Source organism: Paenibacillus sp. FSL R10-2199 (assembly GCF_038000235.1).
In the GTDB taxonomy this organism is placed as follows: domain Bacteria; phylum Bacillota; class Bacilli; order Paenibacillales; family Paenibacillaceae; genus Paenibacillus_AQ; species Paenibacillus_AQ phytohabitans.
In genome coordinates this window covers 5,868,947-5,885,419 of sequence record NZ_JBBOBO010000001.1, presented here as the reverse complement: position 1 = coordinate 5,885,419, position 16,473 = coordinate 5,868,947, and the positions used below count along the sequence as shown (strand labels likewise).

The 16,473-nt window shown below is 53.9% G+C and carries 14 protein-coding genes; all 14 read left to right on the top strand.

The window, feature by feature from the left end:
* The first annotated feature begins 23 nt into the window (after positions 1–23).
* Positions 24–1,898: a bifunctional homocysteine S-methyltransferase/methylenetetrahydrofolate reductase gene (locus tag NYE33_RS25850; protein ID WP_042136585.1), complete on the top strand. Its 1,875-nt coding sequence runs from the start codon at positions 24–26 to the stop codon at positions 1,896–1,898.
* A gap of 38 nt (positions 1,899–1,936) precedes the next feature.
* Complete coding sequence (locus NYE33_RS25845) at positions 1,937–2,833, top strand: YicC/YloC family endoribonuclease (protein WP_042136586.1); 897 nt, start codon at positions 1,937–1,939, stop codon at positions 2,831–2,833.
* A gap of 51 nt (positions 2,834–2,884) precedes the next feature.
* Positions 2,885–3,145, top strand: a complete 261-nt coding sequence (remA, locus tag NYE33_RS25840) for an extracellular matrix/biofilm regulator RemA (RefSeq protein WP_006209218.1) — start codon at positions 2,885–2,887, stop codon at positions 3,143–3,145.
* A gap of 18 nt (positions 3,146–3,163) precedes the next feature.
* Positions 3,164–3,733 carry a guanylate kinase gene (gmk, locus tag NYE33_RS25835; RefSeq protein ID WP_039298007.1) on the top strand — a complete coding sequence of 190 codons (570 nt, stop codon included), beginning with the start codon at positions 3,164–3,166 and terminating at the stop codon, positions 3,731–3,733.
* Between the two features lie 54 nt (positions 3,734–3,787).
* A complete protein-coding gene (gene rpoZ / locus NYE33_RS25830; RefSeq protein WP_042136588.1) occupies positions 3,788–3,991 on the top strand; it encodes a DNA-directed RNA polymerase subunit omega in 204 nt (67 codons plus the stop codon).
* Positions 3,992–4,486: 495 nt separating this feature from the next.
* The gene (gene coaBC, locus NYE33_RS25825) at positions 4,487–5,719 is read left to right on the top strand and encodes a bifunctional phosphopantothenoylcysteine decarboxylase/phosphopantothenate--cysteine ligase CoaBC (RefSeq protein WP_042136590.1); all 1,233 of its coding nucleotides are present in this window, start codon (positions 4,487–4,489) and stop codon (positions 5,717–5,719) included.
* Positions 5,719–8,250, top strand: a complete 2,532-nt coding sequence (priA, locus tag NYE33_RS25820; protein ID WP_042136592.1) for a primosomal protein N' — start codon at positions 5,719–5,721, stop codon at positions 8,248–8,250. Before coaBC ends, priA begins: the two co-directional genes overlap by 1 nt.
* Positions 8,251–8,354: 104 nt before the next feature.
* Complete coding sequence (gene def, locus NYE33_RS25815; protein ID WP_042136593.1) at positions 8,355–8,840, top strand: peptide deformylase; 486 nt, start codon at positions 8,355–8,357, stop codon at positions 8,838–8,840.
* A 5-nt stretch (positions 8,841–8,845) separates the two neighbouring features.
* Positions 8,846–9,787 (top strand): methionyl-tRNA formyltransferase, encoded by a 942-nt coding sequence (fmt, locus tag NYE33_RS25810; protein ID WP_042136595.1) that lies wholly within the window; start codon positions 8,846–8,848, stop codon positions 9,785–9,787.
* Positions 9,788–9,891: 104 nt separating this feature from the next.
* Positions 9,892–11,268, top strand: coding sequence for a 16S rRNA (cytosine(967)-C(5))-methyltransferase RsmB (gene rsmB / locus NYE33_RS25805; protein ID WP_042136597.1), 1,377 nt, complete (start codon positions 9,892–9,894; stop codon positions 11,266–11,268).
* Between the two features lie 151 nt (positions 11,269–11,419).
* A complete protein-coding gene (rlmN, locus tag NYE33_RS25800; protein ID WP_042136599.1) occupies positions 11,420–12,460 on the top strand; it encodes a 23S rRNA (adenine(2503)-C(2))-methyltransferase RlmN in 1,041 nt (346 codons plus the stop codon).
* Between the two features lie 6 nt (positions 12,461–12,466).
* Positions 12,467–13,243, top strand: a complete 777-nt coding sequence (locus NYE33_RS25795) for a Stp1/IreP family PP2C-type Ser/Thr phosphatase (protein WP_039298018.1) — start codon at positions 12,467–12,469, stop codon at positions 13,241–13,243.
* Positions 13,240–15,450 carry a Stk1 family PASTA domain-containing Ser/Thr kinase gene (gene pknB, locus NYE33_RS25790; RefSeq protein WP_042136600.1) on the top strand — a complete coding sequence of 737 codons (2,211 nt, stop codon included), beginning with the start codon at positions 13,240–13,242 and terminating at the stop codon, positions 15,448–15,450. The genes NYE33_RS25795 and pknB overlap by 4 nt, the downstream gene beginning before the upstream one ends.
* Positions 15,451–15,567: 117 nt before the next feature.
* Positions 15,568–16,473, top strand: coding sequence for a ribosome small subunit-dependent GTPase A (rsgA, locus tag NYE33_RS25785; protein ID WP_042136602.1), 906 nt, complete (start codon positions 15,568–15,570; stop codon positions 16,471–16,473).

Here is a 16,473-nt window from a genome sequence, read left to right as displayed (position 1 = left end):
ACAAAAAAGGGGAGGTTCTTGCGGTGAAGCCGGATTTGCGCTCTGCATGGGAGAATAACGTATTGGTCGGAGACGGAGCGATGGGAACCTTTTTATATCAAAAGGGTTTCCCTGTAGGCATCTCCTATGAGGAATTAAATCTGACCTCTCCGGAGGTGATTGAGGATGTGCACCGGAGCTATATGGAGGCCGGTTCTGTCCTGCTGGAGAGTAACACATATTCGGCAAACTATGATAAGCTCTCCAAATTCGGGCTGGAATCGAAGGTTGCCGAGATCAACCGTGCCGGGATAAGAATTGCCCGTACTGCCGCCGGAGAGAACGGATATGTAGTCGGGGCTGTGGGCTCGATACGCGCCGGCAAACGGGCTAATTTGTCCTCGGCCGAACTTAAACGGTTTTTCTCACAGCAGATTGCCGCCCTGCTGGAAGAGCAGCCGGATGGTATTATGCTGGAGACCTTCTATGATGTGGAGGAGCTTCACCTGGCGCTTAGAACCGTCCGCAAGCTCAGTGAGCTTCCGGTAATCTGCCAGCTGGCCGTGGATGATTCGGCGCGCACACTGGACGGGCTGACACTGCCTGAGGCGTTCCGCATTCTGGAACAGGACGGGGCAGATGTCATCGGCTTCAACTGCAACACCGGACCGAACGGCATCAAGCGTGCGCTGGGCACTCTTCAGGGGCGGCTTGTGCTTCCGGTATCGATCTATCCCAATGCGGGGGTAGCAGATTATGTGGACGGCCAGTACCGCTATGGGGCATCACCGGAATATTTCGGCCAGATGGCTCCGGTCTTCGCGGATATGGGCAGCCGGATCATCGGAGGATGCTGCGGCACCACTCCCCGGCATATTGCGGAAATTTCCGCTGCACTCAAGGAGTACACGGTTACGCCGCTTCCGGAGCCTGATGAACATAGAATGGCAGAACGGATTTCTGTACATGAGCATTTGAGCGAGGATGAAGGACAGGGCGGAGCTGAACCGACACTTGTGGATCTGGTCAAGGAACGGCATACGGTAATCGTAGAGCTTGACCCGCCGCGTGATTTGGACATCGCGAAGTTCATGCGGGGAGCAGAAGCGCTGCGTAGAGCCGGTGCGGATGCGCTGACACTGGCAGACAACTCGCTCGCTGTTACCCGGATGAGCAATATGGCACTGGGACATCTGGTTCAGGCACGTACGGGCTTGCGGCCGCTGGTGCATATTGCCTGCCGGGACCGCAATCTGATTGGTACCCAGTCGCATTTAATGGGCTTTGATGCCCTTGGCATTGACCATGTCCTGGCGGTAACCGGTGATCCTGCGCGTTTCGGTGATCTGCCCGGGTCCAGCTCGATTTATGATCTGACTTCTTTTGAAATCATACGTATGATCAGGCAGCTGAATGACGGTGTGGCCTTCTCGGGCAAGCCGCTCAAACAGAAGGCGAAGTTCGTGATCGGTGCTGCGTTTAATCCCAACGTCAAGCATTTGGACAAGGCGGTGGAGCGGCTGGAGAAGAAGATCGCATCCGGTGCGGATTATATTATGACCCAGCCTGTCTATGATCCTGAATTAATTGCCCGGATTGCCAAAGCCACAGAGCATCTGGATATCCCGATCTTTATCGGAATCATGCCGCTGGCCAGCGGCCGGAACGCTGAATATCTCCATAATGAGGTTCCGGGAATTCAGCTCTCCCCCGAGGTCCGCAGCCGCATGCAGGGACTGGAAGGCGAAGCGGGGCGCGCGGAAGGCGTTCTTATCGCCAAGGAGCTGCTGGATGCGGCGACTGCGCATTTTAACGGCATCTATCTGATTACACCCTTTATGTTCTATGATATGAGTGTACAGCTGCTGGAGTATGTCTGGGAGAAGCAGGGACGCAGATTGTCCCCCTTGTTTCGCTAGTAAGAATCAATTACAATAGTGTAATGGATGTGATTCCGTTGTCATTTAGTATGACCGGATACGGTCAGTCATCCCTGCAATTCGGTGGACACAAGATTAGTTTCGAAGTCAAATCGGTGAATAACCGTTACTGCGAAGTTGTGCTGCGGATGCCCCGGGATTGGACGGGTTATGAGGATATGGTGCGGCGGCTGGTTCAAGCCCATATCAAACGGGGACGGGTAGATGTCATCATTAATAGGGAACTCACCGAGGGTGCTGCTGAAGCGCATGCGCTGAACCGCACGCTGGTGAAGTCCTATCTGGACGCAGCAGAGGCCTTAAGACGGGAGTATGGATTCCAGGGAGAGTTGACTCTCCGTGATATACTTTCTATGCCCGGTGTTATGGAATTCAAGGAAGAGATTCCGACTGCTGCTGCGTCTCCCTCTGAAGAAGTTGCAGAGCTCCTCGAGAAGGGGCTCCGCCTTAGTCTGGAGGCCCTGCTGGAGATGCGTGCCCGCGAGGGCGGGTATCTGGCTGCTGACCTGTCACGCCGGCTTGACCGGCTGGAGGAGCTGCATGCCGGGATAACCGGGCTTGCGCCTATGGTTGTGCATGAATACCGCGAGAAGCTGCGGCAGCGGCTCAGCGGACTGAATGACGGGAACTTCCCGTGGGATGAGCATAAATTCGGCATGGACATTGCTATTTTCGCCGACCGCTGCAGTATAGATGAGGAGCTTACCCGGCTGTACAGTCATTTCGGGCAATGCAGGGCTTTGCTGCTTGGCAGTGAACCTGCAGGGCGCAAACTTGATTTTCTCATTCAGGAGATGAACAGGGAGACCAACACCATCGGGTCCAAGTGCAATCATCTGGACATCGTGAATCTCACGCTTGACATGAAGGCGGAGCTTGAGAAGATACGCGAGCAAGCGGCGAATTTAGAATAACAGGGACCTGAAACAAGCAAAGATGTAACTTATGGGGGGAACAACCGGAACATGGCAATCAAATTAATCAACATCGGCTTTGGGAATATCGTGTCGGCCAACCGCATTATTTCCATTGTCAGCCCGGAATCTGCACCGATCAAACGAATTATTCAGGAGGCCAGAGACCGGCATATGCTGATCGACGCCACCTACGGAAGACGGACGCGGGCCGTCATTATTACAGACAGCGACCACGTCATTCTCTCGGCCGTTCAGCCGGAGACCGTTGCTCACCGCCTATCCAGCAAAGATGACGATAACGACGAATAACAACAAATGGAGTGTACTATGTCAAAAGGATTGCTGATCATACTATCCGGCCCATCCGGCGTCGGCAAAGGTACGGTATGCACTGCGCTGCGGCCGAAGATGCCTGAACTCGTCTATTCCGTTTCCGCCACCACGCGTTCACCGCGTGCAGGTGAAGAGAACGGCGTCAATTATTTTTTCAAATCCAGAGAGCAGTTCGCGGACATGATTGAAGGTGACCAGCTGCTCGAATATGCGGAGTACGTAGGCAATTATTACGGTACTCCGCGTGACTTTGTGGAGAGAACACTCGAGAGCGGAAGAGATATTATTCTGGAAATCGAGGTTCAGGGAGCTCTCAAAGTCAAAGACAAATTCCCGGAAGGTATCTTTGTCTTCCTTCTTCCTCCGTCGATGGACGAGTTGAAGGACCGTATCCGCGGACGCGGTACGGAGCATCCTGATGTGATTAATCACCGCATGTCTGTTGCAGAGGATGAAATCGGCCTGATCCGGCATTATGATTACGCAGTAGTGAATGACGAGATCGATCTGGCCTGCAAGCGAATAGAAAGCATTATTATCGCCGAACATTGTAAGGTGAGATGATAGGTTCTACAGGATTGGTTCATATTTATAGTAAAAGATGAAGAGGTGTTCTGCATGCTATATCCATCCATTGACGAACTGGTGACCAAGGTCGACAGTAAGTATTCCCTGGTTGTCGCTTCAGCCCGCCGGGCTAGAGCGCTCCGTGAAGGCGGAAAGACTGATATCAAGAACCCGAGATCGCACAAGTTTGTTGGTGTTGCGCTTGAAGAGATCTATGAAGACCGCATTATCGTAACACGCGGCGACGAAGAATAGTCTCAAGGTTCCGGCTCAAGGCTCACAGCAGAAACGGAAACCATCCCGCTTAGGGATGGCGCAGCCGTTTCTTCTTGAGTTAAGCCAGTTAAGCTGCACAATGAAATAGATAATAGCCCGCACCGGGCTGTTCCTGACAACCGGAAGGTTGTTATTTTTTTCTCTATTTATAAGGAAATAATGAAGCGGGATAGATTGAACTTGAAATTTTGAGTGAAGTGAACGGAGCAGCGGAGGGGATTTTGGAACTGTAGGAGCGACAGCGACCGCCTTTGTCACCGGATTTCCACCGCGATAAGCGGTATAAATCAAGAAATCTGGGGACAACAGCGGCCGGAAGTCCAAATATCACCGCAGTGGCGATAGTTCCTTTATTCAAAAAACTAAATGAAATCTATACAGCTTCCTTTTGACGTAAATATGAAGATTTTCATTTCTTCTTTTCATAGCGGCATATACAATGGGCACAGATTGAGGTACAGGGGGGAGATCAGTTTGAAGAGTTTACAAGGAAAGTCGATTATACTCGGAATTACAGGAGGCATTGCTGCCTATAAGGCGGCGGCCCTGACAAGCAAGCTTACCCAGCAAGGCGCCGAGGTTCATGTCATCATGACAGCGTCGGCCAAGCAGTTCATTACGGAGTTGACACTGCAGTCATTGTCGAAGCAACGGGTATACAGCGATACTTTTCAGGAACGCGACCCGTCCTCCATCTCACATATTGATCTGGCGGATTCGGCCGATCTGGTCCTGATCGCACCGGCTACCGCGAATATTATTGCCAAAATGGCGCATGGACTGGCAGATGATATGCTGTCTACTACACTGCTTGCCGCTACAGCTCCTGTAATGGTAGCCCCTGCGATGAATGTTCATATGTATCAGCATCCGGCGGTATTGAGCAATATCGATACACTCTACAACCGGGGGGTACACTTTATTGAACCGGGCGAAGGACTGCTGGCCTGCGGTTACGTGGGCAAAGGGCGGCTGGAAGAGCCGGAAGCGATCGTGAAGGTTGTGGAGAACTTCTTTGCGCTGCAGAACGACAAGAAATCCGGGCCGCTCGCTGGTAAAAAGGTAGTTGTTACCGCTGGCGGTACGGTAGAACGTATCGATCCTGTCCGTTACATTTCCAATGATTCCTCCGGAAAAATGGGCTTCGCGCTGGCACGGGCAGCACGCGCCATGGGGGCAGAGGTTACCTTGATCGCCGCGCGTACGGATGAAGCGCCGCCGCGCGATGCCGATATCCGACTGGTCCGCGTGGAATCGGCGCAGGATATGTATGAAGCGGTCACGGAGCGCTGGGCCGATTGCGACATCCTCATTAAAGCGGCAGCTGTCGCAGATTACCGCCCGAGACACAGCGCGGAGTCCAAAATCAAAAAGAGCGGTGACACCATGACCCTTGAACTGGTGAAGACTACCGATATTCTGGAGAGTCTCGGCAAAATGAAGGATAAGCAGTTCCTGATCGGGTTTGCCGCCGAAACCGGAAATGCGGAATATTACGCCAAAGACAAGCTGGTGCGCAAGAATCTTGACCTGATCGTAGCCAACGATGTTGCAGTGGAAGGTGCCGGATTCGGCACCGATACCAACATTGTGTCAGTCTATGATGCAGACGGTCTGGTACTGGATCTTCCCTTAGCTTCCAAGGATGAGGTAGCGCGCCGGGTGCTGCAGCTCGCCGCTGAGCGTGTTGCCGGAGCCTTGTTATAATGGATATTGCTAAGGTCATTGTCGATGTTCCTGTGCGCAGCACCGACCGGCCGTTTGATTATTTGATTCCCGATTCACTGAAGCTTTGGATTGAAGTAGGCAGCAGAGTGGCGGTTCCGTTTGGACCCCGGACCGTTCAGGGCTTTGTTGTATCCCTGGAGTCGGGAGAGACCGGCAGTGTATCAAGAATGAAGCCGATTGTGGAAGTGCTCGATCTGCTGCCTCCGCTGTCGCCGGAGCTGGTAGAGCTGGGCGACTGGATGAGCCAAAGATATGCCTGCAGACGGATCTCCGCACTGCAGGCTATGCTTCCGACTGCCCTGAAGGGCAAAGCCGAGCGGCTGATCTCGCTGGGTGATGCAGAGGCAGCAGCCCATACTCCCGGAGATGAGCTGTTTCCGCTTTTCCTGGAGGCTGACAACGAAGAGCAGGAGATTACTGACTTCGTCAGACGCCATGGGGAAGTATCGATGAAGCTGCTGACCCGTACCTTCCCGGAGGCTGCTGAGACTGTAAAGTTCATGGTGCGGCGCGGTGTGCTGGCGGAGAGCCAGTCGATCAAGGACAAGATGGGCAAGAAGAAGCTGAAGGCCGTTGATTTGGCCATCGGCCTCTCTGCAGCACGCGAATCCCTGTCCGGCTTCCCGGCGCGTTCGGCGCGCCAGAAGGAAGTGCTGTCCTTCCTGATCGATATGGAGGCAACACTTCCCATGCCGCTCAAGGATGTGCTGTCGGTTCTTCAGGTTACGGCCGGCACGGTGAAGGCACTGGAGGACAAAGGGTATATTGAGATTAGTGAAATTGAAGTATACCGTGACCCCTATCAGGGACGCGATTTCAAGCCGAGTACACCCTTGCCGCTGACAGCGGAGCAGGAGGTTGTGTATAAGCGGATTGTGGGAACTGTAGAGCAGCAAACGCATGAAGTCTTCTTATTGCACGGGGTAACGGGCAGCGGGAAGACGGAAATTTATCTGCAGTGCATTCAGCGCTGTGTGGAGCAAGGGCGTCAGGCCGTAGTGCTGGTGCCGGAAATTGCCCTGACTCCACAGATGGTTGAACGGTTCAAAGGCCGGTTCGGCAGCGGGGTGGCGGTAATGCACAGCCGGCTGTCTGTCGGCGAACGTTACGACGAATGGCGCAAGATCCGTGAGGGCAAAGCGATGGTTGCTGTCGGCGCACGCTCGGCAGTGTTTGCTCCGTTCGCCAATCTGGGCCTCATTATCATGGATGAAGAGCATGAGGGCTCCTATAAGCAGGAAGAAAATCCGAAATACCATGCCCGTGATGTCGCGGTCCGCCGGGCTGAACAGGGCGGGGCAGTAGTGATTCTGGGCTCGGCTACGCCTTCGCTGGAGAGCTATCACGCAGCCAGATCACAGAGCGACATTCATTTCTCCCCTATTCTGCTGGAGATGCCTAGCCGCGCACTCGGTAACGAGCTGCCCAAGGTGGCAGTGGTTGATATGCGCGATGAGCTGAAGGAAGGCAACCGCTCGATGTTCAGCCGCAGGCTGCATGCTGCGCTGGTGAGCAGGCTGGAACGCGGAGAGCAGACGGTACTTCTCTTGAACCGCAGAGGGTTCTCCACCTTCGTCATGTGCCGGAGCTGCGGATATGTTGCCGGTTGTCCCGAATGCGATATCTCGCTGACCTATCATAGCCGCAGCGACAATCTGCGCTGCCATTACTGCGGCCATGCCGAGCCTGCACCTAAGCTGTGCCCCGAATGCGGCAGCGAGCATATCCGCTTCTTCGGGACAGGGACCCAGCGGGTCGAAGAGGAGCTGGGCAAGCTGTTTCCCGGTATCCGCGTCATCCGTATGGATGTGGATACAACCACGGAGAAGGGTTCACATGAGAAGCTGCTGAACCAGTTCAGAGACAAGAAGGCCGATGTACTGCTGGGAACGCAGATGGTGGCTAAGGGACTTGACTTCCCCGATGTTACACTGGTCGGTGTCATCACTGCGGACTCGGCGCTGAACCTGCCGGATTTCCGGGCGGCGGAGAAGACGTTCCAGCTGCTCACACAGGTAGCCGGAAGAGCGGGCAGACATCAGCTGCCCGGCGAAGTGGTTGTGCAGTCTTATACACCTGAGCATTATTCGATCATCCATGCCAGCGGACATGATTACAGATCGTTCGTGCGTGATGAGCTTAAGCACCGCAAGGAGCTGCATTATCCGCCCTATTGCCGGCTGATTCTGGTTACGCTGTCGCATGAGCAGCTTCCGCTGCTGCTGAAGCTGGCGGAGAATTATGCCCTGAATATCCAGGGCAAAGCAAGGCAGCTGCGCTGGTATGGCAGTCTGGACAAGCTCTCCTCGGATGCACTGGATCTGCTGGGTCCTGTAGCGTCACCCTTGCCTCGGCTCAAAGGCCGTTACAGATTCCAGTGTATTATCAAATGGCGCGGTGCGATTGATGCGATCGGACTGGCCCGTCAGGTTGCCGAGGAGCTGGAGGACTCTGTCCGTGACAAAGGACTGCAGATCAGCATTGATGTGGACCCGCAGATGTTGATGTAATCTCCCGGCGTGTTACAATGGGTAAGGTGTTTTACTATGAAATGAAAGAATGATTTCATTTTATATACTATAGACATGTTCAGAACAAGGATGGTGTTTTTGTAATGGCAATCAGGCTGATCGTGAAAGAACCGGATGAAGTATTACACAAGAAAGCTAAGACCGTAACAACCGTAACCCCGAATGTGCAAAAACTGCTCGACGATATGGCAGATACGATGTATGACGCGGAAGGTGTTGGTCTCGCAGCTCCGCAGGTTGGAATTCTAAAGCGTCTAATCGTAATCGATGCCGATGAAGAGCATGGATTGATCAAGCTGATTAACCCTGAGATTGTCAGCATGGACGGGGAGCAGTTCGGACCTGAAGGCTGCCTGAGTATCCCCGGCCTGAACGGCGATGTACGCCGTGCAGAGACAGTAACCGTACGCGGTCTGGACCGTGAAGGCAACGAAGTTACAATTACCGGAAGCGGATTGCTTGCACGGGCATTTCAGCATGAAATCGATCACCTGAACGGTGTGCTGTTCACGGATATCGCCGAGAAGGTATATGAGTATACAGCTGAACGCAGTGAAACTGAGGAGTGAATGAAATGAAGATAGTGTTCATGGGAACGCCGGCTTTTGCGGTACCCTCCCTGCGGATGCTGCTGGAGGAGGGCTATGAGGTAGTCGCTGTGGTTACCCAGCCGGACCGTCCGCAAGGCCGCAAGAAGACGCTTGCCCCTTCACCTGTGAAAGAGGCTGCACTTGAACTGGGCTTGCCGGTTCTTCAGCCGGAACGGATGCGGCGCCCGGAGGCGGTAGCTGAACTGGCTGCCTATGAGCCGGATCTGATTGTTACAGCGGCTTACGGGCAGATTCTGCCGAAGAGTGTGCTGGAGCTGCCGAAGAACGGATGTGTGAATGTTCATGGCTCACTGCTGCCGAAATACCGCGGAGGCGCCCCGATCCAGCGCTGCATCATTAACGGTGAGAAGGTAACGGGTGTGACGCTGATGTATATGGCGGAAGGACTGGATACCGGAGATATGATCTCGCGGGTAGAGGTGCCGATTGAGGACGAGGATACCTCAGGCACCATGTTCGGGAAGCTGAGCATTGCCGGACGTGATTTACTGAAGGCGGAAATGCCGCGCCTCGCGGCTGGACGTGTAGAGGCGACGGTGCAGGATGACAGCGAAGCAACTTATGCGCCAAATCTCAGCCGCGAAGATGAACGGATCGACTGGACGGCCGGGTCACTGGCAACCTATAACCGTATCCGCGGGCTGGTACCATTCTCGGGTGCCTTCACCCTATGGAATGACGAGACCTTCAAGGTATGGGCGGCGGCGAAGCCGGATAACGGCAGTTCCGCCGGCGGCAATGCTGCTCCGGGTACAGTGCTGTCTGTAAGCGAACGAGGGGTTGAAGTGAAGACCGGCGACGGGATTCTCCTGCTGACAACCGTACAGCCTGCCGGCAAAAAAGCGATGAGTGCGGCAGATTTCAGCCGCGGCGCAAGTCTTAAGCCCGGCACGGTGCTGGGGTGAGCGCGGGCGGCAAAGGCGGCGGACCGCGTAATCCCACTGGCGGCAACAGGTCAGCGGCTTCCGGGAGCTCAGCTCCGGGTGGTCAAGCCAGAGGAGCAGGCAAGATGAAGCCGGGCGGCAAACCGCCGGCGGCAGCTTCTGCACGCGAGGTTGCGCTTGATGTTCTTGTCCGCGTAGAGCAGCAGGGGGCCTACAGCAATCTGCTGCTCGGCAGCAGCCTGCAGAAAGGCGCTCTCAGCCGTGAAGATACCGGACTGGCTACGGAGCTTGTGTATGGCACGATCTCACGGATGATTACTCTGGATTATGTTCTGGAGGGTTTTGTGAGCAAGGGAGTAGCTAAGCTTCAGCCTTGGGTACGTAATCTGCTGCGTCTGAGCCTGTACCAGATCATGTATCTGGACCGGGTTCCTTCGCATGCAGCCGTTAATGAGGCTGTGAATATAGCCAAGAAACGCGGCCATCAGGGTATCTCCGGCATGGTTAACGGCGTGCTTCGCAGCGTGCTGCGGGCCGGGGAACTGCCGGTGTTGCCGGAAGGGCTCAGCAGGGAAGAGCGGATCTCTATTGTTCATTCCCATCCGCTCTGGATGGTGCAGCGCTGGTCTGCGGAATATGGCACAGACACGGCGGAGGCCATGTGTGCTGCGAATAACGAAGCGCCTGCGGTCAGTGTCCGCGTCAATACAACTATGATCAGCCGTGAGGCGCTGCTGGCCGAGATGCTCGAAGCGGGTCTTGAGGCCTCTGAATCGAAGGTTAGCCCCTTCGGGCTGATTGTCAAGGGCGGCGGCAATATGGCTCTGACTTCCTGGTACAGGGACGGATATCTCTCAGTGCAGGATGAAAGCTCCATGCTGGTGGCTGAAGTTGTTGACCCTGTAGCAGGAATGAAGGTGCTGGACTGCTGCGCCGCTCCCGGAGGCAAAAGCGCGCATATGGGCGAGATGATGAAGGACGAAGGATCTATACTGGCCAATGATCTGCATGAGCATAAGGCGAAGCTTATCGCAGATCAGGCGGCCCGTCTGGGTCTGGAATGCATTGCTACCTTAAGCGGCGACGCACTGCAGCTGGGTGCTGCTCTTCAACCGGAATCCTTCGACCGGATTCTGCTGGATGCCCCTTGCTCGGGGCTTGGGGTGATCCGGCGCAAGCCGGATCTGAAGTGGCGGAAGCAGCCCGGAGATGTGGACAGCGTAGCTGCGCTGCAGCATGAACTGCTGCAGTCGGTCGCCGGGCTCCTGAAGCCTGGCGGTGTGCTGGTCTACAGCACCTGCACTACCGAGCAGGCGGAGAACAGCCGGATTGTCAGGGATTTCCTGGAGCATAATCCCGGGTTCGCTCCGGTCAGCTTCAAGACCGCCGTCTGGGAACGGCTTGAGGGAACCGCAATTGCCGCAGGCGATGGAATACAGCTGCTTCCCCATCATTTCGGAAGCGACGGATTCTATATTGCCCGGCTGAAGCGACTCTCGTAATATAGTGATTTCTGCATGGAATTACAGCTTCCCGCCCCGCAGAGGTTTTGCGCGGCGGGCTTTTCTTTTACCGGCTCTGGAATTTGTGTTAAAATAGGAAGAATGAGAAATAATACGCATATAATTTACGAAAGAACAGGTGCTAATAACAATGAAACCTTTAATATATGATTTTTCTTTAGAAGAGTTGCAGCAGTGGGCCAAGGATAACGGAGAGCCGGCTTTTCGCGGCGGACAGATTTTTGACTGGCTGTATGTGAAGCGGGTCAATGATTTTGAATCCATGAGCAATCTCTCCAAGGCACTGCGCGGCAAGCTGGTGGAACAATTCAGTATTTCGGCTCTGACTGAAATTACGAAGCTGGAATCCAAAGACGGTACTGTGAAATTCCTGTTCGGTCTGCATGATGATCATGCGATTGAGACAGTTATTATGAAGCACAATTACGGCAACAGCGTATGTGTAACTACCCAGGTTGGCTGCCGGATCGGCTGTACCTTCTGCGCGTCTACGCTTGGAGGTCTGAAGCGCGATTTGACCGCAGGGGAAATTGTAGCCCAGGTAGTGCGTTCCCAGCAGATTCTTGATGCCCGCGGCGAACGCGTCAGCAGCATTGTTATCATGGGCACCGGCGAACCTTTCGAGAACTACGACGCAACCATGAGATTCCTGCGCCTCATGATCCATGAGAAGGGTCTGAATATTGGCCAGCGCCATATTACAGTATCGACCAGCGGGATTGTGCCGAATATTTACAAGTTTGCTGATGAGGATACGCAGATCAATCTGGCGATCTCGATTCATGCGCCTAATGATACGCTCCGTTCCAAGCTGATGCCGGTTAACCGCCGCTATCCTTTTGATGATGTAATCGAGTCATTGCGCTATTATCAGGCCAAGACAGGCCGCCGGATCAGCTTCGAATATGCCTTGATCGGCGGCGTGAACGATCAGCCCGAGCATGCCGAGGAATTAGCGGGTGTGCTTAAGACCATGCTCTGCCATGTGAACCTGATTCCGGTTAACCATGTGCCTGAGCGCAAGTATGTACGGACTTCCCGCAATGATATCTTTGAATTTCAGCGTATACTGGCCGATCATGGCGTGAACGTTACGATCCGCCGTGAGCAAGGCCATGATATTGCGGCCGCATGCGGTCAGCTGCGTGCCAAACATATGGAGTTGGGGTGAGGATATTTGATCAGAACAGTTCAAGCCAGCGACATTGGCCGGGTACGTACCGTCAATGAGGATTCGGTCTGGATCGGCGCTACGCGCCACGGTTATACCCTCGGCATTATAGCCGACGGGATGGGGGGACATTTGGCTGGCGATACCGCGAGCAGGATTGCGCTGGAGACGGTCAGGAACATTCTGGACCAGCTGCAGCCTGATCTTCCGGAGGCAGAGCTGAAGGAGGCACTGTCAGCCGCCATATTGGAAGCCAATCACACGGTCCACAAAGAGGCTCAAAGCGATGAGAAATACCACAACATGGGGACTACCATCGTAGCTGCTCTACTGAAAGGGTCAGCGGGATACATCGGCCATATCGGAGACAGCAGGGCATATCTCATTCAGGACGGTGCTGCAATACAACTAACCGAGGACCATACGCTGGTCAATGAGCTGTTCAAGAACGGCCAGATCAGCCTGGAGGAGCTGGGCAGCCATCCGCGCCGAAATGTGCTGACCCGGGCTCTGGGGACGGATGCCGTGGTGTCTGCGGATCTGGCTTCTGTTACGCTTGCACTTGGGGAGCTTCTGCTGCTGTGCAGCGACGGACTCAGCAATTTCGTCAGCCCCGAGCATATGGCCAAGGTAGCCGGAATTCATGAGATTTCTCTGGAAGAAAGAGCGGATCGTTTACTTCAGCTGGCTTTGCTTGCCGGCGGCAACGATAATATCAGCGTTGCTATGTTAGAACACCAAGGAGAGGCCGCAGTGCCCGAGACAAAGGAGTGGGATAGATGATCGGTCACGAATTGGGCGGCCGCTACCAAGTCATCGAACGGATCGGTGGAGGTGGCATGGCGCTTGTCTACAGAGCCCATGACATTCTGCTCAACCGGAATGTTGCTATCAAAGTATTGCGCAACCAGTTTGTGCATGATGAGGAATTCATCCGCCGGTTCCGGCGGGAGGCGCAATCAGCTGCATCGTTATCTCATCCAAATGTAGTCAGCATTTACGATGTCGGCCAGGAAGATGAAGTCCATTATATTGTTATGGAATATATTGAAGGCAAGAATCTTAACGAAATCATTAAAGAGCGGGCTCCGCTGCAGGTTGACGAGTCCGTGCGGATTGCATCACAAATTTGTGATGCACTTGATCATGCGCATTTGAACCAGATTATTCACCGCGATATTAAACCTCATAATATTCTGATCGGCCGTAATGGCCGGGTTAAAGTAACGGATTTCGGGATTGCCCGGGCGGTTACGTCCACTACAATAACCCAGACGGGTTCCGTGGTCGGTTCCGTACATTATTTCTCGCCTGAGCATGCCAAAGGCGTGACCACAGGAGAGAAGTCCGACCTCTATTCTCTGGGGATCGTGCTCTATCAGATGCTTACCGGGGTGCTGCCTTTTCTGGGGGAAAGCCCGATTAGTGTAGCACTGAAGCATCTGCAGGAGGAATTTGAGGAGCCGCGCCTGCTGAATCCGCTGATTCCGCAAAGCGTGGAGAATGTAATCCTGAGATCAATGCGCAAGAATCCGGAAGAACGGTATCAGTCCGCCAAGCAAATGCTGCAGGATCTGGAGACCTGTCTGCTGCCAGAACGGCGGAGCGAGTCCAAGGTCTTATTCGATGACGAAGAGGACGAGGACAGAACACGGGTAATTCCTGCAATCAAACCGCTCCAGCGGGGGCTGGGCAGCCGTGGCGGCGGGGGAGAGGAACGTGTCCGCAGTATGGAGGATGCTCCGCCTCCTCCACCCGGCAAGCGCAAATCGGGCCGCGCGGCGCTGTGGATCAGTCTTACCCTGATACTGCTGATCGCCATGGGCGGGGTCGTCTGGTATGTCAACTCCAAATTGTCCGTGGATGAAGTGGCGGTGCCGGTTGTTACCGGTATTTCTTTTGAGCAAGCCAAAGCTGCCCTTGAAGAGGTAGGCTTGTTCGCAGAAGAGCCGCCGGTGCAGGCATACAACCCGAATTTTGCAGAAAATATCGTCTGGAAACAGAGCAAGACTGACACGATGGTCAAGGAAGGGACGCATATTATTCTGACGGTAAGTACCGCCAAGGTTCTGCCTAAGCTTAAGGATGTTTCTAATATGAGCTATGATGATGCAGTCAAGGAACTAATTGCACTGGGAATTGCACAGGATAGAATCACTCCGGACGAACGTTTCAGTGAGGAATTTGAGAAGGGCAAAGTAATCAGCTCTGAGCCTGAGGCAAATAGTGAGTATGATCCTGAGACTATAACGGTTAAGCTGATCGTGAGTAAAGGGAAAGAGAGCACCAATATGCCGGGCCTCCTTGGAATGACGGAGAAGGAAGCGAAGGCAGCGATTGAGAAAGCCGGCCTTGTGCTGGATGAAATTAAGGAAGAGCCCAGCTTCACGTATGAGAAGGGCAAAGTCACGAAGCAATGGGCGTATGAGGAAGGAGATCAGGTTACTCCCGGGGAGAAAATAACCATTTACCTCAGTACAGGTTATCCTCCGGAAGCACTGGAATATACCTTTAACGTACCGGTTGCACCAGCAGTGGACGGACAGAAGAGCAAAATCCGCATTGTCTTTGCAGATGCGCGTAATAATGGCGAGAACCAGGAGTGGGGCACACGCACAATTGGCAAAAGTCAGACCTTATCCGTGAACATGTTGCTTGCTCCTAACAAGGATGGGATGGTATCCGTATACCGGGACGGGGATTTCCTCGAGACTTATCCTATAACTTACGTGGATGTCAAGAATAATAATGTGCAGACGCCTGAACCGCCTCCGGTTCAGACACAGACACCTGAGCCGACCGTTGCACCGACCGAGACTCCTGTTGAGCCGACAATCGAACCGGAGATTCTGCCGCCGGGCACCGGAGAGGGCGAAGAGACAGGTGCAGGTGATCAGACGGGCTTCGTACCAGGTAAAGACAACAATAATAAACTGATTGCCGCTTCCCCTGGAAATGGCAAGGGCAAAGGCAAGGACAAGAATAAATAAAAAGAGATAAGCTTCAGCGGGGCGGTGGCAACACCATTACAGCTGGAGCGGCGAAATGACCCGGGGATATAATCTTGGGTCATTTGCGCAAAATCAGGAGAGGAAGGCTTAATATGTATGCCTGAAGGAATCATTATCAAAGCGCTGAGCGGATATTATTATGTGAAGCCGCTTAAGGATGGACTCATCGCAACGGAGGAACAGGCTGTACAATGCCGGGGACGCGGAATACTTAAGAAAAGAGGAATAGCTCCTCTGGTAGGTGACCGGATTATCTATATGCTGACCGAGAACGGGGAGGGGATGGTGGATGAACTGCTCCCCCGTGATTCTGAACTGATCCGTCCGCAGGTAGCGAACGTGAAGCTGGCCGTACTGCTGTTCTCTGTACGGGAACCGGATATGAACCTCAACCTGCTGGACAAATTCCTCGTTCATATCGAGCATTCCGGACTGGACACGCTGATTGTACTGACCAAGCAGGATCTGGCGGATGATGAGGGCCAGGCTACAGAAGCAGTCAAAGCTCTCTATGAACAAATTGGCTATGAAGTAATGGTTACGAGCTCACTAAACGGATCAGGCGCCGATGAGCTGCGGAAGCGATTGGGCGGAATCATCAGTGTATTCTCAGGCCAGTCCGGCGTAGGGAAGTCAACCCTGCTGAACCGCCTCGTACCGGGCCTTGAGCTGGAGACAGGTGAAATCAGCATGCGGCTTGGCCGCGGGCGTCATACGACACGTCACGTTGAATTGATGGATATCGGGAATGGCGGTTTCGTAGCCGATACACCGGGGTTCAGCCAGCTGGACTTTCTGGAGCTGGGTGTGGATGAATTGTCCGAATGCTTCCGTGAGTTCGCTTCCTATGCGGAGAATTGCAAATTCCGCGGCTGCAGCCATCTTCACGAACCGGGCTGCAAGGTGATAGAAGCATTGCAGGCTGGAGAGATTGCGGACAGCCGCTATGAGCATTACAAGCTGTTCTACAACGAAATGAAAGATAAAAAGCGGAGGTACTAA

Excerpts from the sequence above, each read along its gene's own strand:
- remA (WP_006209218.1), top strand. The coding sequence starts at position 2,885 with ATGGCAATCAAATTAATCAACATCGGCTTTGGGAATATCGTGTCGGCC.
- gmk (WP_039298007.1), top strand. The coding sequence starts at position 3,164 with ATGTCAAAAGGATTGCTGATCATACTATCCGGCCCATCCGGCGTCGGC.
- rpoZ (WP_042136588.1), top strand. The coding sequence starts at position 3,788 with ATGCTATATCCATCCATTGACGAACTGGTGACCAAGGTCGACAGTAAG.
- priA (WP_042136592.1), top strand. The coding sequence starts at position 5,719 with ATGGATATTGCTAAGGTCATTGTCGATGTTCCTGTGCGCAGCACCGAC.
- def (WP_042136593.1), top strand. The coding sequence starts at position 8,355 with ATGGCAATCAGGCTGATCGTGAAAGAACCGGATGAAGTATTACACAAG.
- fmt (WP_042136595.1), top strand. The coding sequence starts at position 8,846 with ATGAAGATAGTGTTCATGGGAACGCCGGCTTTTGCGGTACCCTCCCTG.
- rsmB (WP_042136597.1), top strand. The coding sequence starts at position 9,892 with ATGAAGCCGGGCGGCAAACCGCCGGCGGCAGCTTCTGCACGCGAGGTT.
- rlmN (WP_042136599.1), top strand. The coding sequence starts at position 11,420 with ATGAAACCTTTAATATATGATTTTTCTTTAGAAGAGTTGCAGCAGTGG.
- pknB (WP_042136600.1), top strand. The coding sequence starts at position 13,240 with ATGATCGGTCACGAATTGGGCGGCCGCTACCAAGTCATCGAACGGATC.
- rsgA (WP_042136602.1), top strand. The coding sequence starts at position 15,568 with ATGCCTGAAGGAATCATTATCAAAGCGCTGAGCGGATATTATTATGTG.